Raw genomic sequence first — 20,817 nt, 5'->3', positions numbered from 1 at the left:
ATTTTTTTAATTCAAAGCCCCTGAATTTAATATTTCAAAGTACGTACCGTAGGACGGACTAGTCATCTCATTATACATTAGTTATACACTAAACCTTATTAAGGCAAAAAAAGAAAGGGCCTTGCCCTTTTTTAATCGTAAATTTCTTATAGTATTGATTTTAATAAGTTTTTTTACGGAACTTGCCTTGGCCACCAACTTGTTTGAAGTTTGCAGACATTCTGTCAGACATATCAACAAATTGACTTTTTTTACTTCTACCAAATATTTTTTCGCCAATCGCGTTTGTAAACACACCATTTAGTGCAGTAATTCCAATTACTAACACTGCAACAATCAATAGATCAGTTATGTAAGCTGCCATTAGATTAGCCTCCTAGGAATGTAAGCGTTACTATTATTGTATTAAAAATTTGGTGAAATAGAAAGAATAAATAAACTTTTTCAAAATTATTATTTATGGGCTTTTTATAAAGCTATCCTGCTTTTAGTATCGTAATCATTAGGCCAAAAGTTGTTTGAAACGAAAGGAGTACTTGAATACTTTTGTAAATGGTGCATGAAATATCAATTTTCGGATAGTGGTTTATGGTGTGAAAAAGCAGGTTTCATATACAAGAAAAGAATAAAAGAAATGACTTATATTTCCTTATAAAATTTACTGAAAATTGTACACCTTTTGTATAGGTTTTTTTAAATTTTTTTACAAATTTGTATATATTTATTTTGCACAATACTGTATAATGTGAACATATGGTGGTAGATTAAACTAATTATAATTAACCAATTCTTATAAATTAATACACATAACTATATTACTTTTATTTAAAAGAGTAGTTAGGGGGAGAGCAAAATGGTAATTTTGTATAATTCACCAAGTTGTACGTCTTGTCGAAAAGCAAAAATGTGGCTAGAAGATAATAATATTCCTTATAAAGAAAGAAATATTTTTTCAGAACCATTATCAATTAATGAGATTAAACAAATTTTACGTATGACTGAAAGTGGTACTGATGAAATTATATCAACAAGATCAAAAATTTTCCAAGAATTAAATGTAGACTTAGAAAGTCTTCCTTTACAAGACTTATATGAAATCATTCAAAAATATCCTGGTTTACTTAGAAGACCGATTATTATTGATGAGAAACGTTTACAAGTTGGTTATAATGAAGATGAAATTAGAAGATTTTTACCACGTTCAGTTCGCACATATCAATTACGTGAAGCACAACGTTTAGTTAATGAGTAAATCGACGTTTTGAATTGTGAAAAAAATTACAATTCTTGATTAAGATTCTCAATCATATTGAACAAATACTTATTCATATTATATAAAAAGCTGTAAAAAGTTAAATGCATACTTTTTACAGCTTTTTTTTACAATTAGGATGTTCGCTTACGGAATCGAATATTATTAAAATAGTAACCTATAACAGTGGTGAAGATTATACAAGATGAGCCCACAATTAATTCCATATCGTTCCGCCCGTTTATATACTGACTGATAAATGGCTCGTCTATTAACATTTTGCTAGCTGTTAAAGAAAGAACAGAGGCCCCTACAAAACTCAATATTGGATATCTCTCTAAAAACCATAAAACGATTTTACTTCCCCAAATAATAATTGGAATTGAGATGGAAAGACCTAAAATGACTAATGATGGCTTTCCATTTGATGCCCCAGCTATTGCTAATACGTTATCAATCCCCATTACTAAATCAGCAAATACAATTGTACGAATTGCGTGGAAAACTGTGTAGTTCTCCTTTATAGAAGGGTTGTCATCCTCCTGAATAATTAATTTGCAAGCTATGTACAAAAGTAATATTCCGCCAATTAAATGCAAGAATGGGACTTGAAGGACGAAAATTGCACCTATTGTTAAGATAATCCGTAAAACAATTGCGGTAATACTACCGAAAATTATCGCTATGTTACGTTGCTTATATGGTAATTTTCTACATGCTAATGCAATGACAATAGCATTATCTCCACCTAAAACAATGTCTATAATCACAATCATTAAAAAGGACCATATATAATGAAGATCTATCATGAATTCACCTCTCTTATTAAAAGCTTTAAATGATTGTCCTAATATTAATAGGTATATGATGATTTTTAAAAAATAGGTGAATTTTATTTCCAAAATTTTAAATAGTATCATAAAATATAATTGTAGTTACTATTCGCATTTAATAAATTTTCATGGTAAGATAGATAAAAATTTACTTATTAAAGCTAAATTTTTAAGAGTATTTTTCTAATTTACTATTTCAGAATTTTATATTTAACATAAAATTTCTTTTACTTTATTTATCTATTTCGTCTAACGCAAACTTGTTGTTCATTAAAGGAGGGGGAAAACTAATGGAAATAGAAAGAATTAATGAAAATACGTTTAAGTTCTCCATATCCTACTTAGACATCGAGGAGAGAGGTTTCTCTAAAGATGAAGTATGGTTAGATCGAGAAAGAAGTGAAGAGCTTTTCTGGGAATTAATTGATGAAGCGCATTTGACTGAGGAATTCATTGCTGGTGGCCCCCTATGGATTCAGGTACAGGCACTAGACAAGGGTTTAGAAGTTGTTGTAACAAAAGCTGTGATTTCTAAAGACGGCAAAAAAGTAGAAGTGAATTTAGGTGAAGGAGAAAAGAATTTAGAAATTCCATTTATCTCTGTAGATGATGAAGATGATTCAGATGAAGATGATGATGACGATATTTTTGATTCGATGGATGAAGAGGAAACAGAACTGATTCTATCCTTTAAAAATCTTGAAGACATTATTTCATTATCACATGCTGTTAATCAAGAATTATTTGAAACTACACTTTATTCCTTCCAAGATTATTACTATCTTTATGTTAAATTTGAAGAAGAATTACTTGATGAAGTTCAAGTTGAATATTTATCATCAATGTTACTTGAATATGGTCATCGTTCAAAAGTAACTATACATGTTTTAGAGGAATACGGAAAATTGATTTATGAAAAAACAGCTTTACCTCATTTTAAATCAATTTTTCCATTATTGTAATAGCCGATGCCTTAGGGATCGGTTTCTTTTCTTTATAAAGGAGAATATTGATGCAATTTCGATTAAAGATTTTAATATTTTTATCAATTGTTGTATGCATTTTATATTTTGCTTCTCCAACTATTAAATTCATTTGGTTAATGAATTTTGCATTTTTTGAGAAATCTACTATTTTTAGATTAATCAGTATAATGTTCTCGATCACTGCTATAGGTGTATCGATTATTATTTTCCTAGAAAATAGAAATCCCGCTAGAACTTTAACATGGATCATTCTTTTAGCTATTTTCCCGTTATTCGGTTTTGTTTTTTATTTAATTTTTGGACAAAATTACAAAAAGAAAATGGTCTATCGAAAAAAAGCAATTAATGATCAAAATGCAAATGGTTTAATAAGTGGATCAGAAGATGTAGAAGTGAAAGAATTTATAGCACAAAATCAAAGATTAGAGTATCTAATAAATATTGCGGCTAAACAGAGTAATACACCAGTCACGATGAATACTTTTACAAAAATTCTTACAAATGGAAGTGAAACATTTCCAAAAATAATTGAGGAACTAAAAAAAGCAAAACATCATATTCATATTGAATTTTATATCGTAAGAAATGATGAGATTGGTAATCAACTAAAAGATATTCTAATTGAAAAGGCACAAAATGGTGTAAAAGTTCGATTTCTCTATGACGCTGTAGGTAGTTGGAAATTATCAAGAAATTTTGTAAAAGAGTTACGAAAAGCTGGTGTAGAAATACTACCATTTTCCCCAGTTAAAATTCCAGTTTTAAACGATACGATTAATTACCGAAACCATCGGAAAATTATCGTCATAGATTCGAATGTAGGATTTGTTGGCGGTTTAAATATTGGAGATGAGTATTTAGGAAAAGACCACTATTTTGGAAAGTGGCGAGATACCCATCTATACCTTAATGGAGAAGGAGTACGAACGCTACAATTCATATTCTTACAAGATTGGTATTATATGACGAATGAGTTAATTGATGATAAAGAGTACTTTGACATTAATGCTAGTAATTATTCTTCCAAAGGAGCAATTCAACTTGTTTCTGGTGGACCAGACAGAAAGCATGAAGTGATAAAAGAATTGTTTTTTGCGATGATTACAAGTGCAAGGAAAAGTATTTACATTGCTTCACCATATTTTGTGCCTGATGAAGATATTTTAACTGCTCTTAAAGTTGCAGCAAATGGTGGGGTCAAAGTAAAAATTCTAATGCCTGATCGTCCCGATAAGAAAATCGTATTTTATGCCTCACGTTCATATTTTCCAGAGTTATTAGAAGCAGGGGTCGAAATCTATGAATATAGACAAGGATTCTTACACAGTAAAATATTGATTGTAGATGATGAAATCGCATCGGTTGGAACGGCAAACATGGATATGAGAAGTTTCCGTTTAAACTTCGAGGTCACAGCATTTTTATATTTAGAAGAAAGTATTAACCACTTAGTTAATGATTTTAATAATGATATCCATGATTCTGAAGCAATTATTTTTAAGGATTTTAAAAAGAGACCGATATACAAAAGGATATTTGAATCATTATCAAGATTAATGGCACCACTTTTGTAATTAACTATCTAATTGAAAGAACATTGATAGAACATTTTTATAATAAATCAGATAGACAACCTACCAAAGAGAAAATTTAATTTGGTAGGTTTTTTATTTGAAAAATCGTTTTTAATTTTTTTGAAGGATAATTCGAAATGGATAGTGAAGTAATACGCAAGGAGGTAGTGGTAGATGATTGTTGCATTAAATACAAAAAGGCATACTATTAATTTATTTGAAGTTAAAACGACAAAGGATTTATTAAGATTAAAGGAAAACGGACCATACTTTTGCCCGATTTGTAAAAAGCATGTGAGGCTCAAAATTGGAGTAAGGAGGGTCACTCATTTTGCGCATATCGATTTGACTGAATGTGAAAATGAGAAAAAAGAGAGTGTTGATCATTATAAAGGGAAGTTTGCTTTGTATCAATTTTTTAAAAAGTTTAATGTAAATGTTGAGGTTGAAAAATTTATACCTGAATTAAACCAAAGACCTGATTTATTAATAAAATTTAATACTCTTCAAATGTGTGTTGAATATCAATGTTCGGTTATTCCTTTAAAAGCAATGATAAAGAGGACAAACTCTTTTAAAAATAGTGGAATGAAAGTTTTGTGGATTCTAAATGACAAGCTATTAAATCAAAAAAGATGGTCATCTTTCTACTTTAATTCACTTTCTATTTATTCTTTTGTTAGAATAAACGGTTTTTCACTTCTCTTCTATAATCCTACATTACAATCATTTATAGTTCTTTCCTCTTTAATAGCATTTTCTCCAGTCCAATATGTTGGTCAAAAGGACGTATATCCAATTAATAATTTCAGTCTTAAGGAATTTTTAACTCCTAATCGAATTGATAAAAAGCTATTTGTATCTAAATGGAATCGTTTGAAAAAGGATTTTAGACGATATCAACATTTGCATACGAAAGGGAATTTAAAGGGTTTTAAACAGTATTTATACAATACTAAGATTCATTATTTTCCTGCAGTAATAGGAGTTCCCTTAGAAAGTAACTGCATAATTAAAGAACATTGTATCGTTTGGCAGGGGGAAATATATTTTAAATTTTTTCATGAAGTAGAAATTGGACAACTAATCTTTATAGATAACATAATTCAGTCTGTAAAAATGGAAGTACAGAATGGTAAATGGAGAGTTAATCAATTTCAAGATAGTGAAAATGATAATTTGGAGAAATGTGTAGAAAAGTATATTGACTTTTTAGTAAAAATTAGAATCGTAAAACGGATTAAAAATGGTAAAATAATGAAGATAGCTAATGCTATTATTCCATCATCATTCCAACAAGCAATGGATGAAGACTGTCTGAGCGCTAATACAGCATTTGATTTGTTGTTTAATGCAAGAACTGATTCAAATGATTATTAATATCAGGCACTGGAATGTTATTAATGCTAATAATAATTTTAGGGGGATCAGACATGCTAGAACAAAAAGCTGTTAAAACATTACCAACTAGAAGTGAAGTTCAAGAAGAATTAACTTGGAAGTTGGAAGATATTTATGAAACAGATGCAAAATGGGAAGAAGAGTATAAAAAAGTACTTGAATTAATACCATCGTTTTCAGAATTTAAAGGTAAATTAGGTGAGTCATCTCAAACACTTTTAAATGCATTGAAAAAACAGGATGAAATTTCGTTTTTATTAGGTAAATTGTATACATATTCTCATATGCGTTACGATCAAGATACAACAAATTCTACATATCAAGCTTTAGATGATCGTGCGAAAAATCTATACACTAAGGCTGGAAGTGCAATGTCATACTTTGTGCCTGAATTATTAACTATTTCAGAAGATACATTAAAAAAATTTATCGAAGAAAATAATGAACTGAAATTGTACGAGCACTCTTTAGAAGAAATTTTAAAGCAAAAACCACATGTTCTTTCAGCTGCTGAAGAGGAAATTATGGCACAAGCTTCTGAGGTGTTATCTTCTTCTAGCAATACGTTTGGAATGTTAAATAATGCGGATTTAAAATTCCCAACTATTGAAGACGAGAATGGTGAAGAAGTAGAAATTACACACGGTCGCTATATTCACTATTTAGAAAGCGCAGATCGTCGGGTTCGAAAAGATGCTTTTGAAGCAGTTTATCATACGTATGATGCGTATAAAAACACTTTTGCAAGTACTTTAAGCGGTGCTGTAAAGAAAGATAATTTCAAAGCAAAAGTTAGAAAATATGATAATGCTCGTCATGCAGCATTAAGTAATAACGAAATTCCTGAAATTGTTTATGATCAACTAGTTTCTACTGTAAATGATAATTTAAATTTATTACATCGTTATATTGCTATTCGTAAAAAAGCGTTAAAGCTTGATGAAATTCATATGTATGACTTATTTACACCATTAGTAGAAGAAGTAAAAATGGAAGTTAAGTATGAAGAAGCAAAAGAAATTTTATTAAAAGCATTAAAACCTTTAGGTGATGAATATATTGAAATTCTAAAAGAGGCATATGAAAGCCGTTGGGTTGATGTTGTAGAAAACAAAGGAAAACGTAGCGGAGCATACTCTTCTGGTGCGTATGGTACGAACCCATATATCTTAATGAACTGGCAGGATAATGTAAATAATTTATTTACATTAGCACATGAATTTGGTCATTCAGTGCATAGTTATCATACTCGTAAAAATCAACCTTATGTTTATGGAGATTACTCAATCTTCGTAGCGGAAGTTGCTTCTACTTGTAATGAAGCGTTATTAAACGATTATTTACTAAAAAATACTGAAGATCCTAAGCAAAGACTTTATTTATTAAATCACTATTTAGAGACTTTTAGAGGAACTGTATTCCGTCAAACAATGTTTGCCGAGTTTGAACATCAGATTCACGTATTAGCTCAAAATGGTGAAGCATTAACGCCAGATTTATTAACGAAAACATATTACGAGCTAAACAAAAAATATTTTGGTGACGAGATCGTTATCGACGAGTTAATTGGTTTAGAATGGAGTAGAATTCCTCATTTCTATTACAATTACTATGTTTACCAATATGCAACTGGTTTCAGTGCAGCAACAGCACTTTCAAAACAAATTCTAGAAGAAGGCGAACCAGCAGTTGAAAGATACTTAGGATTCTTAAAAGCAGGAAGCTCTGATTATCCAATTGAAGTATTGAAAAAAGCTGGTGTTGATATGACCTCTTCACAACCAATTGTAGAAGCATTGAAAGTATTTGAAGAAATGTTAAACGAAATGGAAGAACTTTTATTTAACGAATAAAGTATGTAAACAAACACATGTAGCATCATAGCTAGATGTGTTTGTTTTTGATCCAAACTTTTTCTGTATCATTATACCTACTATTTTGTGTCTAAAATGTGAAATATTTCTCAAATGGTTGCCAAACTCTAAAATAAATTGTATTATAAGGGTGTGAATTACTTCACAAACACAAATACCCCTTTGTTGAACGTGAAAATTTCTCCCATCCCCTTGATGTAAAATATTACATCAAAAGAAGGACCTAGCGAAAGCTAGGTCTTTTTTTGTTTCTTAAACAACATACTGATAATAAATTTGATCTTTTTGAACAATTTTCTTAACTTTTCTACGTAGGATTAATTTTTTTAATTCTAACTCCATACATTGAATAGATTGTTCGTAAATCATACATAATTCTTTTATCGTAACAAATGGCTGGAATTTAATAAATTCAGCTAAATCAGGTAGTTCTCGCTTTTCTAATTTTGTATTAGTCATTAGTTCTAAAATTTTTACATAAGTCTGATAGCTTTCAAAACCAGAAACTTTCAAACCTTCTTCTTCAATATTTTCATTAAAAAATACAACGCTTGGAATTTCAGTTACATGCATTTCTTTCGTAACTTTAATATCACATTGCAAAGCTTTAATAGAGTGGGTACTGTGTAAATCTTCCATAAACTCTTTTACATCAATATTTATATCTTTAGCACATTCGATAAGAACATCTTGATCTGTAATGTCTAAATCTTTCAAGAAATAATATTCTTGTAACTTCTTTAAGTAGTTAACGCCAGCTACTCTCCCTTGAAGCTCAGCAGCCTTTAATGCAATTGCAGAGTAGTATGGGTAAAGTTCTTTATTATCAATCCATAAGTGATCGTCGCAAAGAATATCCGATCTGCTAGCTGTCTTCTCCCATACGAATGCAAGCTGAGAAGGTCGTTTTTCTAATAGTTTTTTAGTTGTGTAATATCGACTAACTGGAATATAAGTAGTTGAAAAATATTGGCCATATTCTAAGTGAAACTTTTTTAAAATTGTACTAAAATCCCAACAATTTCTACAAAGTGGATCTATGAATACATACAATTCAATCGATTTTTTTGTACAATTCTGCCCGGGAAGCGTGATTGATTCATTTTTATATTGTTTGTCATTCATATATTTCACCCTTAATGCAATTCATTCGTCCGTACTATAACAGACTTGAAAATTAATTTGTAAGATATAACACGTTTATTCTCTAATGGTATTGTAGCAACCGATAGTTAATATTTCAAATATGATGCACTATTTTTCATTAATCTATTAATATTTCCTTAATTCATATGAATAAGGTCATAAAAAGGGGGTGCTGCAGAAGTCAGAACGGATCGCATAATAAATTTTGAAACTTATTAAAAAACGAGAGTGAAGTCTATTCTGCAAAAAAGAATGAGGGAGCTGCAAATAAGGAGATTATCTGTGCAAATAAAATTCCAAAATCGCAAATAAAATTGTCTAATCTGCAATTAAAAAAAGAGAATCGCAAATAAAAATTACAATACTGCAATTAAAACCATTGTCATAGCAAATAAGAGGGATTTATACCCATACTGGTTAAGGCATAATGACAGAAAAATTAGACATAAGTAGTTCGTTTTAAATGGCAAACTAGCAAAGCAGCTTTAATTGCAGATAAACGTTTAAAAAGCTGAGTGAAATCTACTATTTTTTGATAAAAAGATTGATAAAATCAGCTTCATACTAAAAAACGCCGAAAAATACCCTTAGGTTTCTTCGGCGCTTAAAAAAACTAATTGTGTTGGGCTATTTCAACCAACTTGACGTATACTCGGTTCGTTCATAGAGCAAACATAAACATACCTTTTAAACTAAAAAAGATGCTCAAATGTCAGTTCGTTTGATTTCCTTGTTTAACATTAAAAAAGCGTCTAATTTTATTTAATGTTTTACGTTGAGGAATTTGATGATTCTCTAACAGATTGATAAACTGTAGTTTACCAATGTTTTCATCCGAAACTTCGAATTCTAACTCATAATCCTCGTGATTTAAATATGTACTATGGTCTAAAACTAAGAGTCCACTTTCATATGGGAATTCTACTCTGTTTGTTGTTAATTTACCAATCAATTCTAGGTCAGTTAAGTTTAGTTTTACTTCGTTGATATAATCTTTTACTTCTCCAGCTGGAAGAACATAGGTTTTTAGCATTGTTGATGCTTCAGTTTCATTAATTTTTTGATTAATTTCTAAATGTCCAACTGCTTGTTTTATTTTTAAAGTTAAAGTAAATAAAGTTAGTGACTTTTTTCGGATTCTTAACGCTCCACCATGTTCTTTAATTGTAAAATCAGGTGTCTCAAAATAATAATTAGTTTGTGATTGGAAACTTGACTCGTTTACTTGAAAATAGGATTTAAGCTTTTCAAATTCCTCTTTTGTTAATAAGTTCTTAAATTCAATTTCAATTTCTTTAGCCATATTTAACTCCTTATTTTTTAGTATTATTTTTGTTATTGAATGTGCTAGTCTTCGTCTATTTTCTATTTGATATGTTACAATAGAAATGGTCAAATTTAAATAAAATACATACATTAAAAAGGTTGAGGTTTTAGTGATGAGAAAAATGCTTGAAATAAATGAAATAAATAGAAATGAAGATGGTTTATTTCTGTTAATCGACGATACTAAAATGATTATAGAACAGTGTCATGAAGTAGGAACAATGATTGCAGATTCAGACCAAGGTTCACTATTGTATATATTAGAAGAAAATGAAGAATTTGTATATGTTACAGTTCCTTATGAGTATTGGCCGGAATTGAAAAAAGCAAATGATCAAAATTTAAACGTATTTTTAAAGGTCGGTGAAAAGAGTCTTTCACTAAATAATTGGAATGAAGAGTTAACTTATTTAATCCAAAATGTTGAAGGTAATTTTAACTATGGAGAAGAATTTGTTAAGCAAGTTCAAAGTGTATTTTTAGAAGAGAAGTAAGTTGGTGGTGATTGGATGAATGGTCAATGGGAAAGTTTTTTAGCACCTTATGAACAAGCAGTAAATGAATTGAAAGTAAAGTTAAAAGGGATTAGAAAACAGTTTGAAGAAACTAATCAGCATTCCCCAATTGAGTTTGTAACTGGGAGAGTTAAACCTGTTCACAGCATTGTTAATAAGAGCATAAGAAAAGGAATTCCTTTAGCAAATTTAGAAACTGAATTACAGGATATTGCCGGTCTTAGAATGATGTGCCAATTTGTAGAGGATATTAAAAATGTAGTGGAGCTTCTTCGTAAACGTAAAGATTTTACAATTGTTGAAGAGCGAGACTATATTACAAATAAAAAGAATAGCGGGTATCGTTCTTATCATGTAGTTGTTGAATATCCAGTTCAAACAATTGAAGGTGAACGAAACGTTTTAGTTGAAATTCAAATAAGAACTCTTGCGATGAATTTTTGGGCAACAATAGAGCATTCTTTAAATTATAAGTATAAAGGGAAATATCCTGAAAATATTCATGAACGATTACAAAGAGCAGCTGAAGCAGCGTTTTTATTAGATGAAGAAATGTCCCTTATTAGAGGAGAGATTCAAGAGGCGCAAGCTGAGTTTTCGAAAAAAAACGACCAATAAGGAAAGGACGAGAAAATGAAATTCGTAATTATGTCTAAGGGCGATCAAGAGTCCAATGAACTGACGAAACGAATGAGAGATTATTTAGAGAGCTTTAATTTTAAATTTGATGAAGAAGAGCCTGAAATTGTCATATCAGTAGGTGGTGATGGGACCTTACTTCATGCTTTTCATCATTACACTCATCTTCTCGATAAAGTATCTTTCGTAGGGGTTCATACCGGGCATTTAGGGTTTTACGCTGACTGGGTACCAAGTGAGGTAGAAAAGCTTGTTATTGCAATTGCGAAGACTCCATTTCAAGTAGTTGAATATCCTTTATTGGAAGTAATCATCCGTTATAAGGATGGAAGAAAAGAAATGCAAACATTAGCTTTAAATGAATGTACGATAAAAGGTCTTGAAGGTACATTAGTGATTGATGTTGAAATAAAAGGTCAGCATTTTGAGACATTTAGGGGTGATGGTCTTTGTATTTCTACACCTTCAGGTAGTACAGCGTATAATAAAGCACTTGGTGGAGCTATTATTCATCCATCAATTGAAGCGATTCAAATTGCTGAAATGGCTTCAATTAATAATCGCGTTTTTCGTACAATTGGTTCACCTCTTGTTTTACCTAAACATCATACTTGCTTACTGAAACCTGTAAGAAACGCAAATTTTCAAATTACATTAGATCATAAAACAATCGTACATCAAGATGTTAAATCGATTCAATGTCGAGTAGCTCATGAAAAAGTACGATTTGCACGTTTTAGACCTTTTCCATTTTGGAAGCGTGTCGTTGATTCTTTTGTTAAATAAAATGGTGAAGAATATGAAGCAATTTAGTTTATCATGGGAAGTAGAAAAAGAGCATAATGGAATTTTACTTAGAGAGTTTCTTAAATTAAAGGAGCTCTCTAAACGTGCTCTCACAGATATTAAATTTCAAGGTGGAAAAATTACAGTAAATGGTGAAGAAAGAACAGTCCGTACAATTTTAAAAGAATTAGATCTTGTACAAATCTATTTTCCAATCGAGAAACCAAGTGAGGATCTTATAGCTGAAGATATTCCGTTTGAGATTGTTTATGAAGATGATGCTGTATTAGTCATCAATAAACCGTTTGGCATACCGAGTATACCTTCTAGAGAGCATCCTAAGGGTACCCTTGCAAATGGATTATTATTTCATTATCAGTCAATTGGACTTCAATCGACCATCCATATTGTAACTCGATTAGACAAAGATACATCAGGATTAATGTTAGTTGCCAAAAATCGTTACATTCATTATTTGTTTTCGAAAAATGAATTAAAAAATGTACAAAGAAAATATTTAGCGATTGTCCATGGACAAATGAACGATACTGAAGGGGTAATACGTGCAAAGATTGCTAGGAAAAGTGATAGTATTATTGAGAGGATCGTTTCAGAAGAGGGACAAGAAGCAATCACACATTTTAAAGTCCTTGAAGTAAATAAGGACCACTCAGTTGTTGAATTAGAATTAGAAACGGGTCGAACACATCAAATCCGGGTACATATGTCTTCGATTGGACATCCACTAATCGGGGATGACTTATATGGAGGTAATACTGATCGATTAAATAGACAGGCTTTGCATAGTTATCAATTGTCTTTTGTTCATCCAATTGATCATACGGAAAAAAACTTTGAAATCGCTTTACCCGCTGATATAGAGAGATTATTGGATTCGTGAATGTCAAGTGTTAAATTTGTCTAAATTTTGTATAAATTATTGACAATATATGAATAATAGATTATTTTTAGTATGTAGTGTTTCTCCATGGGGATGGAAGAAACTAATATATTAAGCTGATAAGTGAGCGCTTACATTATCAGCAAAAAAGTAGGTTCCGATCAGAAACCTACTTTTTTTGTTGCTATTTTCCTATATTCTGCTTTCTTTTTCTTCGTAAAAACTAAATTTTTCTTCAATATATGGCATAGAAGATTGTACTTGGGTATATTTATGCTCTGGATACGAAAATGCTGTTAGTTTACCACCAAAGACAGCGCCAGTATCAATATTAATTGTATTATTTAATTCTCTAGGTTCCTTAATAGGAGTATGGCCATAAACAATTAATGCCTTACCTTTATACTCCTTAGCCCAATCTTTTCTTACAGGCATCCCATTTGGAAGCACTTCCCCGTTAATATCTCCATATAAAACGAATGTTTTAACATTATTTGAATGCTTACCAATCATGTCCTCACGTATACCTGCATGACTAACTACTAATTTTCCATTGTCTAATACATTATATAGCGGGGAGCCTTCATAAAGTTTTTTAAACGATGCCAGATAATGGCTCCTTTCTTTACCGCTAACTGATTCTAATTCAGCAACGGTTGTTTCAAGTCCATGTTGAATTTTTACATTGCGACCAAGAAAATAACGATAAAGTTTATTACAATGATTCCCTGGTGAATAATATGCTTTCTTATGCTTCATCACAAGTTCATATACTACTTTTATAACGGCAAGCGAATTAGGTCCTCGATCCGTTAAATCACCAACAAAAACTAACTTTCGATTTTTAGGGTGAACAGGAATTTGATTCTCCCACGAATAACCAAGTTTTTTAGTTAACTCAACAAATTCATTATAACAACCATGAATATCGCCAATTATATCGTATTTCATTCTATCAATCCTTTTAGACTAGTAATAAAGGTAGTATGCCCCAAAAAAGCAGTCTATAAAGAACTTTCTAAACAAGAGTATTGTTACGATTAAAAAAGAAGGGGAAAAGATCTTCATAAGATCTTTCCCCCTTCTACTCTATCAGTCAAACATATACTTATTCGTTCTAGATCTTACATTAAGGATGAATCCAATTGCTAGAAGATTAGTTGCTAGAGAACTTCCTCCGTAACTTACAAATGGTAGAGTAATCCCTGTAATCGGTAGTAGACCGATTGTCATACCAATATTTTGGAAAATCTGGAAAGTAAACATTCCGACTACACCAGCACAAAGATAGCTACCAAATTTGTCGTTACTTTCTAAAGCAATATGAATCATGCGATAAATTAATAAGAAGAATAATGAAATGACTACACTTGCTCCTATGAACCCGTATTGTTCGCAGATTACTGTGAAAATAAAATCTGTATGTGGTTCAGGGAAGTATGCTTCACCGTTATGGAACCCTTTACCTGTAAGCAAACCAGAACCAGCTGCCATTAATGCTTGAGTAAGCTGATAACCTTGAGAAGGGTATTCATACGGTGCTAACCAACCGTAAAAACGATTTAATTGGTATTCCTCAAGCACATGCGATGTGAAAAATTCAAAATGATAAAAGTATAGATAAACCATGAAAGCACCAAGACCAATGGTAAATAAAACAAGTCCAAGAATATAGCGCCAACGAATTCCAGAAATTAAAATCATTGTTGCAATAATTGCACACATAACCATTGTATTTCCTAAGTCAGGCTCTTTCGCAATCAGTAGTAGAGGAGGCAATGAAATACCGAATATTTTACCTAAAAGTAAAATATCTTCTCTCTTTCCACGAACAGCGTACATATCATTATGTCTTGAAATAATCGTTCCTAAAATAATGATCATAAAAATTTTCATTAATTCAGATGGTTGGAAGTTACCAATACCAGGTAATGTGTACCATGCCGTTGCACCTTTGATGGTTTTAGCACCTGGAATATGCAGTTCTAATCCAAGTAGTAATAGTAGTCCAAAACCATACATATACCAAATAACATTTTTATATCGATCAAAATCAATAATCATAATAAAGGCAATACCAACAAGTCCGATGATATACCATTTAATTTGTTGTCCAGCGAAATTGATGTTTCTTAGATTTGCAGGAAGGCTTGGCATTGCACTAGTAATTGCAAGATAACTTACAGTGGCAATACAAAAAAGGATAAAAAGTAATTTGAAATCAATTTGAAAGGGAGATGTACGGTCTTCCTTCATGTCCTCACCTCTCTATATTATGTTTTATTAGTATGCTTTTAAATAGGCACTTTTAATGTACGACAATCATCATTATAATTTATTTTTGTCCTTAAAGGAATTCAAAACTATAAACTCTTTTTAAATAAACTATTATATTTATATTTTTTGTGGATAAAGCTATAAATAACTTTACTATTTTCAATCCATCGTATTTGTGCTACTATTTTAGTATCTAGTACTAATAACTAATAATAAAGGAGATGAATAATATGATTTCATTGCAAGGAAAAACTTTTGTTGTTATGGGTGTTGCAAACTTCCGTAGTATCGCTTGGGGTATTGCACAATCATTACATAACGCGGGTGCAAATTTAATTTTTACATACGCAAATGAAAGATTAGAAAAAGGTGTTCGTGAATTAGCGGACTCACTAGAAAATTCTAATAATCTTTTAGTTCAATGTGATGTAACGAGTGATGAAGATTTAGCAAAATGCTTTGCTTCAATTAAAGAGCAAGTAGGCACAATTCATGGTGTAGCACACTGTATCGCTTTTGCTAATAAAGAGGACTTAAAAGGTGAGTTTGTAGATACAAGCCGTGATGGATATTTATTATCACAAAACATTAGTGCTTACTCTTTAGTAGGTGTAGCTCGTGAAGCAAAACCATTAATGGTTGAAGGTGGTAGCATTGTTACACTAACTTACTTAGGTGGAGAGCGTGTAATGCAAAACTATAACCTAATGGGTGTATCTAAAGCAGCTCTAGAAGCTTCTGTACGCTATTTAGCGAACGATTTAGGGAAATACAATATTCGCGTTAACTCAATCTCTGCAGGACCAATCCGTACGCTTTCTGCAAAAGGAGTAGGTGACTTTAATACAATTTTAAAAGAGATCGAAGAAAAAGCACCTTTACGTAGAAACGTAACACAAGAAGAAGTAGGAGATTCTGCTTTATTCTTATTTAGTGACTTAGCAAGAGGTATTACTGGAGAAAACATTCATGTTGATTCAGGATACCATATAATGGGATAAGAAGAGTAAGTATAGTAGAAGTCTAAATGGCTTCTATTTTTTTTCGGGTTGATATCACATACTTAGTCATAAGTATGTAAAAAAGCGAGAAGAGGAAAATATACTCATAAAAGGTTCCTTAAAAATTAAAACAGTAGAAAAAGAAAATACCGTACGCATAGCAGATTGTTACAGGAGATTGCCTAACTAAAATAGGGATGCAGGATGAAAAAACGACGAAACAGCTCAGCTCATGCCCGAAAAACCTATGAAAGCCGTGCATCCTGCAGCAGAAATAAGCGGTCTTCTTTATATGGGTAAACACTCCGTTAGGGAAATCAACCTGACATTAGTCAAATAAAAAAAGTGCCTTCTTATGATAATCATGAAAGGCACTTTTTTATTGTAAATGTGGCATTTTAATATTATAAATATTACGGAATAAAAATTGATTTTAAGTGACGAAGACCTACTAATTTGCTTTCTCCTCTAGATGTAGTCAACTCAATGAAATTCGAGTCAATAGAGCTCAACTTACCTATATATTCGTAATTTTCACCACTGTTCATTACGACTAATTCACCTATCAACTTATTTAATTGAACGTCTAACGTGCGCGCTAGAGGGATATTAGAAGGATTAACAGGTAATAAATTATTACTTAACATATAAGGGGTTTTTTCTGTGAGATACGGGGTTAACCATTTTAAATGCTGGAGGGATATATACATGATTTTATAGATCGGTGAATAGAATACAAAGTAATTATTCATGATGGTTGTAATAAAGCCATGAAAAGAACGATTATTTGAAAGATTAATTTCAACAAAAATTCCTTTGGCAGCAGTTAATACTTTACGTAAAGATAACTCATCTTTTTCGTGTTCCAATTCTTGCAATGACGGAACAACACCATATGATTCTTCAATTAAACTCTCACTTAGATTATGAATATGAAGTAGTGGAATATAAAGAAAATTTTCACCATTGAAAACAACTAATAAATCATTTCCAACTTCAATTAAGATTCCATCAACATTACTGTTACCGGATATTTCAATTGTAACTTGTTTGTTGAGAAAATTTTTGAAACTTGCCATGATTTTCTCCTTTCTTAAAAAGATAAATCATTATTATTCAGACATGTTTATTTCTGAAAAAGGATTTTCAATTTTATTTATATGGGCATATCGAGTAAAATGATAGTTTGTCTAAATAAAATCAATCATTTCATTTAAAGGTTGGCAAGGTAGTTAGTGCCTGTCTTATATGAATGAAAAAAGATTATTAAGTTTGAAAATTTATAGTTGGATCAGTTATTTCAATAACAGCATACTTCCAATGATTTATTGATTACCACTCAAAATTAAGTATAGTTTCAAATTACTTTATAATGGGTTTACATAATTAGAATGGCATCGAGGGTCAAAGTTTTATAAAAAAAGGGTCGTTTTATTTCATAAAACGACCTTTCTAAACATTATTTTCTTCTTCTTAATGTTTGGCTTGTCGTATTACTTCTTTCGTAAACTTCAAATTTTTCTCCGAAACTTACACTTTTTACATGATAAGTAGCAATATACACTAGTTCATCGTTAAAAGAAATTTCTACATAATCATGGTTTGCATCAAGAAGAATGCCTTCAACTTTGTCGTGGCCACCGCGATTAATTTTTACCCATTGTCTAACTTGAGAATTTAATAATTCTACAAAATTCTCGTTTGGTAATAATTCAATCGTATTGTACATTTCATCATAAGTTAATTTACCTTTTGCAAATGAAGTTACGCTTTTAATATGAGTATAAGGGAAGTAAATTACACCTTCAGCCTCAGTAAAAAGAGCAATATGTGTTTCATATGCACCAATTAATAAACCTTCTTTAGATTCATGACCTCCTCGACCAATTCTAACTCCTTTACCTACGAATACTGAGAATAACTCTTTATTCACTTTTTCATCGCTCCTTGTTTTTTCTGTGCGGTTACAATGTATTTATATGTGCCCTGTCAATTGTTTGTACTAGGATATTTGTCCAATTTAGATGAATATGTATAAAATTAGTCAAGTGTTGATAGGCATTTATTTTGTATTTCGATTAAAATTGTAGGTTACTTGATTGAGAAAAAAGTAACATGATAAATATTGTCAGTTCATATAATTTATGAGAGCACACTTACGAGGGAGGAACAACAATGGCAAGAAAAGAGTCTAAAGAGGGTGTAAAGCCATTATTATATATTGCGCAGCCAGATTTTCAAGAAGCCAAGTTGAACGTACAACACTCATATGTGGTCAAAGTAAATAATCAAGATCAAAAACAAAAGGATAAAGAATATGTAGCTTCTAAATACGTAGAAGTCGAAGAACCAGAAGAACTTGAAGAACTTGAAGAACTTGAAGAACTAGAAGAACTAGAAAAATTTGAAGATGTTGTGAATGTAGATGAACAAGAACAAGAACAAGAACAAGAAGAACAAGTCGAAGAAGACAATACTTGGATGAAAAAACCATTTAAAGCGATGACGAATGAAGAAAAAGTATTATTTATGATAAATAAGCCTCATTATATTCCAAAAGTTGAGTGCCGAATTCGAACAGAAAAAGACTTATATATTGGCTATATTATGGGTTACAACGAAGGTAAGGTTTCAATAAAGGTTTCTTCGAAAATTAATGATGTTGAATTGGATATTCAAAGTATTGTAAGTATTCAAATGGTAGGTATTTAAGGCGTTAAAAAGGTGGTAGATACATGATCTACCACCCATAGTTTTTTAGTTTACATTAAACTTACAGATTTGTAACGTGTACGTCACGTAAGCATTGGATTGCACAGAAGCAATCTAAGTCAACAGTTACACAAGTGTTTGATGCTACAAACATATCGCCGTCAACTAGTTCACAGAAAGTATTTTGGTTGTCTTTGTTGTTGTCTTTGTTGTCTTTGTTTTTTACTGGAACTAATGCTCTTAACACTGCACAGCAATCTTCATCTACACTTTCAACACGGAAAACAACTGTATCTTGGCAATTGTTGATTTGAGCGTTTTTGTTGTTGTTATTGTTATCTCCGCCATCACGTTGTTGAGACATGACTGCCATCATATTATTATTAAATGCTGGTACTCTAAATAATTCACCGTTTGCTAAATACAATAGGAAAGGGCGAGTATTTGCAAGTGGTACATTAGGGTTAGCACCTAAGAATGGAACGTCACAACCTGTTGGGCAAGTGTTTGTTGCGCAATCTTGTAGATCGTTTATGAATTTTACAACGTCACATACACAATGGTTTCTTTTTTTGTCGTGGTTGTCTTTGCAACTCATCATTTTCACTCCTTATCACTTTAGATGGATATTACATTACTATGATATTAAGCAGGCGAAAAACGGTTACTGAAGATTTTTGCTTTTTTAGATAAATGGGCTTAGGAGCAAAGTAGTACAGTTAAAGCAGGAAAGACAAAGAAGAACTTGGATCTGTAATAGGAAAATAGGGAGAGTAAAAAAGAAAAGGGGAGGAGAAGGGTTGGAAGGGATTAGATTTAGCATAATTGTAGGGTAAGGACATGAGATTATTACCCTTTGCATCCATATCCCTTGTCCTGCGTACTTAACATGGATATAAGTTGGTTGTTGTTATTCATCTTAATTTTGGCAAGCTTTCGTTTGACTCGTTTAGTAGTTCACGATAAAATTACAGCTTTTCTAAGAAGACCTTTTATTGATGAAATAACGCTTGAAGAGAATGGGATGCCAGTTACTTATACAAAGATTAAAGGAAGTGGAATCCAATATTTTTTTGGAGAGTTATTAAGTTGTACTTGGTGTAGCGGAATTTGGTGTACAGCGTTTTTACTATTAATATATGTGTTCTTCCCACATGTGGGAGAGTTCATCATTGTTTTGTTAGCTATTGCTGGGGCAGCTGGCGTTATAGAAACGATTGTTAATAGACTGAATTCGTAATTTTAGGTAGAACGATTGAAAATTCCTTTCATATACTATTGTGAATAAATTTATTGAGGAGGGAAGTTATGTATAATCAAGGTCAGGGTCAAATGACTCCTTTTCAATGGCAACAGCTCCAACAACAACAGCAGTACCAAATGCAACAGCAACAAATGCAGCAACAAATGAATCAAGCGAACTATAACCCATATTATCAAGGAGTTCCGGCAGGCTACGTGAAAAAATCAGGTTGTGGCTGTGGCAGTAGAACGACTAGACGTTAATCCATAAAAAAAAGGTGAGCATATTTTGCTCACCTCAGACTGTTGACAAACGCTCGCTTTCTTCGTTACTTCGCCTGTCTGCGGTGCT

The 20,817-nt window shown here is 31.5% G+C and carries 22 protein-coding genes; 12 read left to right on the top strand and 10 right to left on the bottom strand.

Annotated elements, in window-relative coordinates; all coding sequences use genetic code 11:
• Positions 1-160: 160 nt before the first annotated feature.
• Positions 161-364: a hypothetical protein gene (locus RAH41_RS14360; RefSeq protein WP_069032985.1), complete on the bottom strand. Its 204-nt coding sequence runs from the start codon at positions 362-364 to the stop codon at positions 161-163.
• A gap of 489 nt (positions 365-853) precedes the next feature.
• Here RAH41_RS14360 and spxA point away from each other — a divergent pair, with 489 nt between their 5' ends.
• Positions 854-1,252, top strand: a complete 399-nt coding sequence (gene spxA, locus RAH41_RS14355; RefSeq protein WP_056473638.1) for a transcriptional regulator SpxA — start codon at positions 854-856, stop codon at positions 1,250-1,252.
• Between the two features lie 134 nt (positions 1,253-1,386).
• On the opposite strand, the gene RAH41_RS14350 is transcribed toward spxA, so the two are convergent.
• A complete protein-coding gene (locus tag RAH41_RS14350; RefSeq protein ID WP_331223414.1) occupies positions 1,387-2,058 on the bottom strand; it encodes a TerC family protein in 672 nt (223 codons plus the stop codon).
• 317 nt (positions 2,059-2,375) lie between these two features.
• Here RAH41_RS14350 and mecA point away from each other — a divergent pair, with 317 nt between their 5' ends.
• The 4 genes from mecA to pepF all read left to right on the top strand — a co-directional run bounded on the left by mecA (position 2,376) and on the right by pepF (position 7,899).
• Positions 2,376-3,047, top strand: a complete 672-nt coding sequence (mecA, locus tag RAH41_RS14345) for an adaptor protein MecA (RefSeq protein WP_331223367.1) — start codon at positions 2,376-2,378, stop codon at positions 3,045-3,047.
• 50 nt (positions 3,048-3,097) lie between these two features.
• Positions 3,098-4,645 (top strand): cardiolipin synthase, encoded by a 1,548-nt coding sequence (gene cls / locus RAH41_RS14340; protein ID WP_331223366.1) that lies wholly within the window; start codon positions 3,098-3,100, stop codon positions 4,643-4,645.
• Between the two features lie 174 nt (positions 4,646-4,819).
• On the top strand, positions 4,820-6,025 hold the full coding sequence (locus RAH41_RS14335; protein WP_331223365.1) for a competence protein CoiA: 1,206 nt from the start codon (positions 4,820-4,822) through the stop codon (positions 6,023-6,025).
• 53 nt (positions 6,026-6,078) lie between these two features.
• Positions 6,079-7,899, top strand: coding sequence for an oligoendopeptidase F (pepF, locus tag RAH41_RS14330; RefSeq protein WP_331223363.1), 1,821 nt, complete (start codon positions 6,079-6,081; stop codon positions 7,897-7,899).
• Between the two features lie 273 nt (positions 7,900-8,172).
• Here pepF and RAH41_RS14325 read toward each other — a convergent pair whose 3' ends face one another.
• Positions 8,173-9,045, bottom strand: coding sequence for a DsbA family protein (locus tag RAH41_RS14325; RefSeq protein WP_331223361.1), 873 nt, complete (start codon positions 9,043-9,045; stop codon positions 8,173-8,175).
• Positions 9,046-9,778: 733 nt separating this feature from the next.
• Positions 9,779-10,369 (bottom strand): CYTH domain-containing protein, encoded by a 591-nt coding sequence (locus RAH41_RS14320; protein ID WP_331223360.1) that lies wholly within the window; start codon positions 10,367-10,369, stop codon positions 9,779-9,781.
• A gap of 136 nt (positions 10,370-10,505) precedes the next feature.
• On the opposite strand from RAH41_RS14320, the gene RAH41_RS14315 reads away from it, so the two are divergent.
• Genes RAH41_RS14315 through RAH41_RS14300 form a run of 4 tightly spaced genes read left to right on the top strand, consistent with a single transcriptional unit; the run spans position 10,506 to position 13,233 of the window.
• Positions 10,506-10,886 (top strand): hypothetical protein, encoded by a 381-nt coding sequence (locus RAH41_RS14315; protein ID WP_331223359.1) that lies wholly within the window; start codon positions 10,506-10,508, stop codon positions 10,884-10,886.
• 15 nt (positions 10,887-10,901) lie between these two features.
• A complete protein-coding gene (locus RAH41_RS14310; RefSeq protein ID WP_331223358.1) occupies positions 10,902-11,525 on the top strand; it encodes a GTP pyrophosphokinase family protein in 624 nt (207 codons plus the stop codon).
• Positions 11,526-11,540: 15 nt separating this feature from the next.
• On the top strand, positions 11,541-12,332 hold the full coding sequence (locus RAH41_RS14305; RefSeq protein ID WP_331223357.1) for an NAD kinase: 792 nt from the start codon (positions 11,541-11,543) through the stop codon (positions 12,330-12,332).
• A 13-nt stretch (positions 12,333-12,345) separates the two neighbouring features.
• Positions 12,346-13,233, top strand: coding sequence for an RluA family pseudouridine synthase (locus RAH41_RS14300; protein ID WP_331223356.1), 888 nt, complete (start codon positions 12,346-12,348; stop codon positions 13,231-13,233).
• Between the two features lie 192 nt (positions 13,234-13,425).
• Here the strand turns inward: RAH41_RS14300 and prpE are convergent, their stop codons facing one another.
• Positions 13,426-14,184 (bottom strand): bis(5'-nucleosyl)-tetraphosphatase PrpE, encoded by a 759-nt coding sequence (prpE, locus tag RAH41_RS14295; protein ID WP_331223355.1) that lies wholly within the window; start codon positions 14,182-14,184, stop codon positions 13,426-13,428.
• A 141-nt stretch (positions 14,185-14,325) separates the two neighbouring features.
• Complete coding sequence (locus RAH41_RS14290) at positions 14,326-15,489, bottom strand: FtsW/RodA/SpoVE family cell cycle protein (RefSeq protein ID WP_331223354.1); 1,164 nt, start codon at positions 15,487-15,489, stop codon at positions 14,326-14,328.
• Between the two features lie 251 nt (positions 15,490-15,740).
• On the opposite strand from RAH41_RS14290, the gene fabI reads away from it, so the two are divergent.
• Positions 15,741-16,511: an enoyl-ACP reductase FabI gene (fabI, locus tag RAH41_RS14285; RefSeq protein ID WP_331223353.1), complete on the top strand. Its 771-nt coding sequence runs from the start codon at positions 15,741-15,743 to the stop codon at positions 16,509-16,511.
• A 413-nt stretch (positions 16,512-16,924) separates the two neighbouring features.
• On the opposite strand, the gene RAH41_RS14280 is transcribed toward fabI, so the two are convergent.
• Together RAH41_RS14280 and RAH41_RS14275 are read right to left on the bottom strand one after the other, a co-directional pair.
• Positions 16,925-17,590, bottom strand: a complete 666-nt coding sequence (locus RAH41_RS14280; RefSeq protein ID WP_331223351.1) for a DUF2642 domain-containing protein — start codon at positions 17,588-17,590, stop codon at positions 16,925-16,927.
• A gap of 380 nt (positions 17,591-17,970) precedes the next feature.
• Positions 17,971-18,444 carry a spore coat protein gene (locus RAH41_RS14275; RefSeq protein ID WP_331223349.1) on the bottom strand — a complete coding sequence of 158 codons (474 nt, stop codon included), beginning with the start codon at positions 18,442-18,444 and terminating at the stop codon, positions 17,971-17,973.
• A gap of 242 nt (positions 18,445-18,686) precedes the next feature.
• On the opposite strand from RAH41_RS14275, the gene RAH41_RS14270 reads away from it, so the two are divergent.
• Positions 18,687-19,223 carry a CotO family spore coat protein gene (locus tag RAH41_RS14270; RefSeq protein WP_331223347.1) on the top strand — a complete coding sequence of 179 codons (537 nt, stop codon included), beginning with the start codon at positions 18,687-18,689 and terminating at the stop codon, positions 19,221-19,223.
• Positions 19,224-19,284: 61 nt separating this feature from the next.
• Here RAH41_RS14270 and RAH41_RS14265 read toward each other — a convergent pair whose 3' ends face one another.
• Entirely contained in the window at positions 19,285-19,821 is a 537-nt protein-coding gene (locus tag RAH41_RS14265) for a CotY/CotZ family spore coat protein (protein WP_331223345.1), read from the bottom strand.
• A 291-nt stretch (positions 19,822-20,112) separates the two neighbouring features.
• Here RAH41_RS14265 and RAH41_RS14260 point away from each other — a divergent pair, with 291 nt between their 5' ends.
• Positions 20,113-20,463 carry a DUF1360 domain-containing protein gene (locus RAH41_RS14260; RefSeq protein ID WP_331223343.1) on the top strand — a complete coding sequence of 117 codons (351 nt, stop codon included), beginning with the start codon at positions 20,113-20,115 and terminating at the stop codon, positions 20,461-20,463.
• Between the two features lie 66 nt (positions 20,464-20,529).
• Here RAH41_RS14260 and RAH41_RS14255 read toward each other — a convergent pair whose 3' ends face one another.
• Complete coding sequence (locus tag RAH41_RS14255) at positions 20,530-20,655, bottom strand: hypothetical protein (RefSeq protein WP_331223341.1); 126 nt, start codon at positions 20,653-20,655, stop codon at positions 20,530-20,532.
• Between the last annotated feature and the right edge of the window lie 162 nt (positions 20,656-20,817).

Source organism: Gottfriedia acidiceleris (assembly GCF_036421055.1).
GTDB lineage: Bacteria > Bacillota > Bacilli > Bacillales > Bacillaceae_G > Gottfriedia > Gottfriedia acidiceleris_C.
This window is presented reverse-complemented; position numbering and strand designations above follow the sequence as displayed.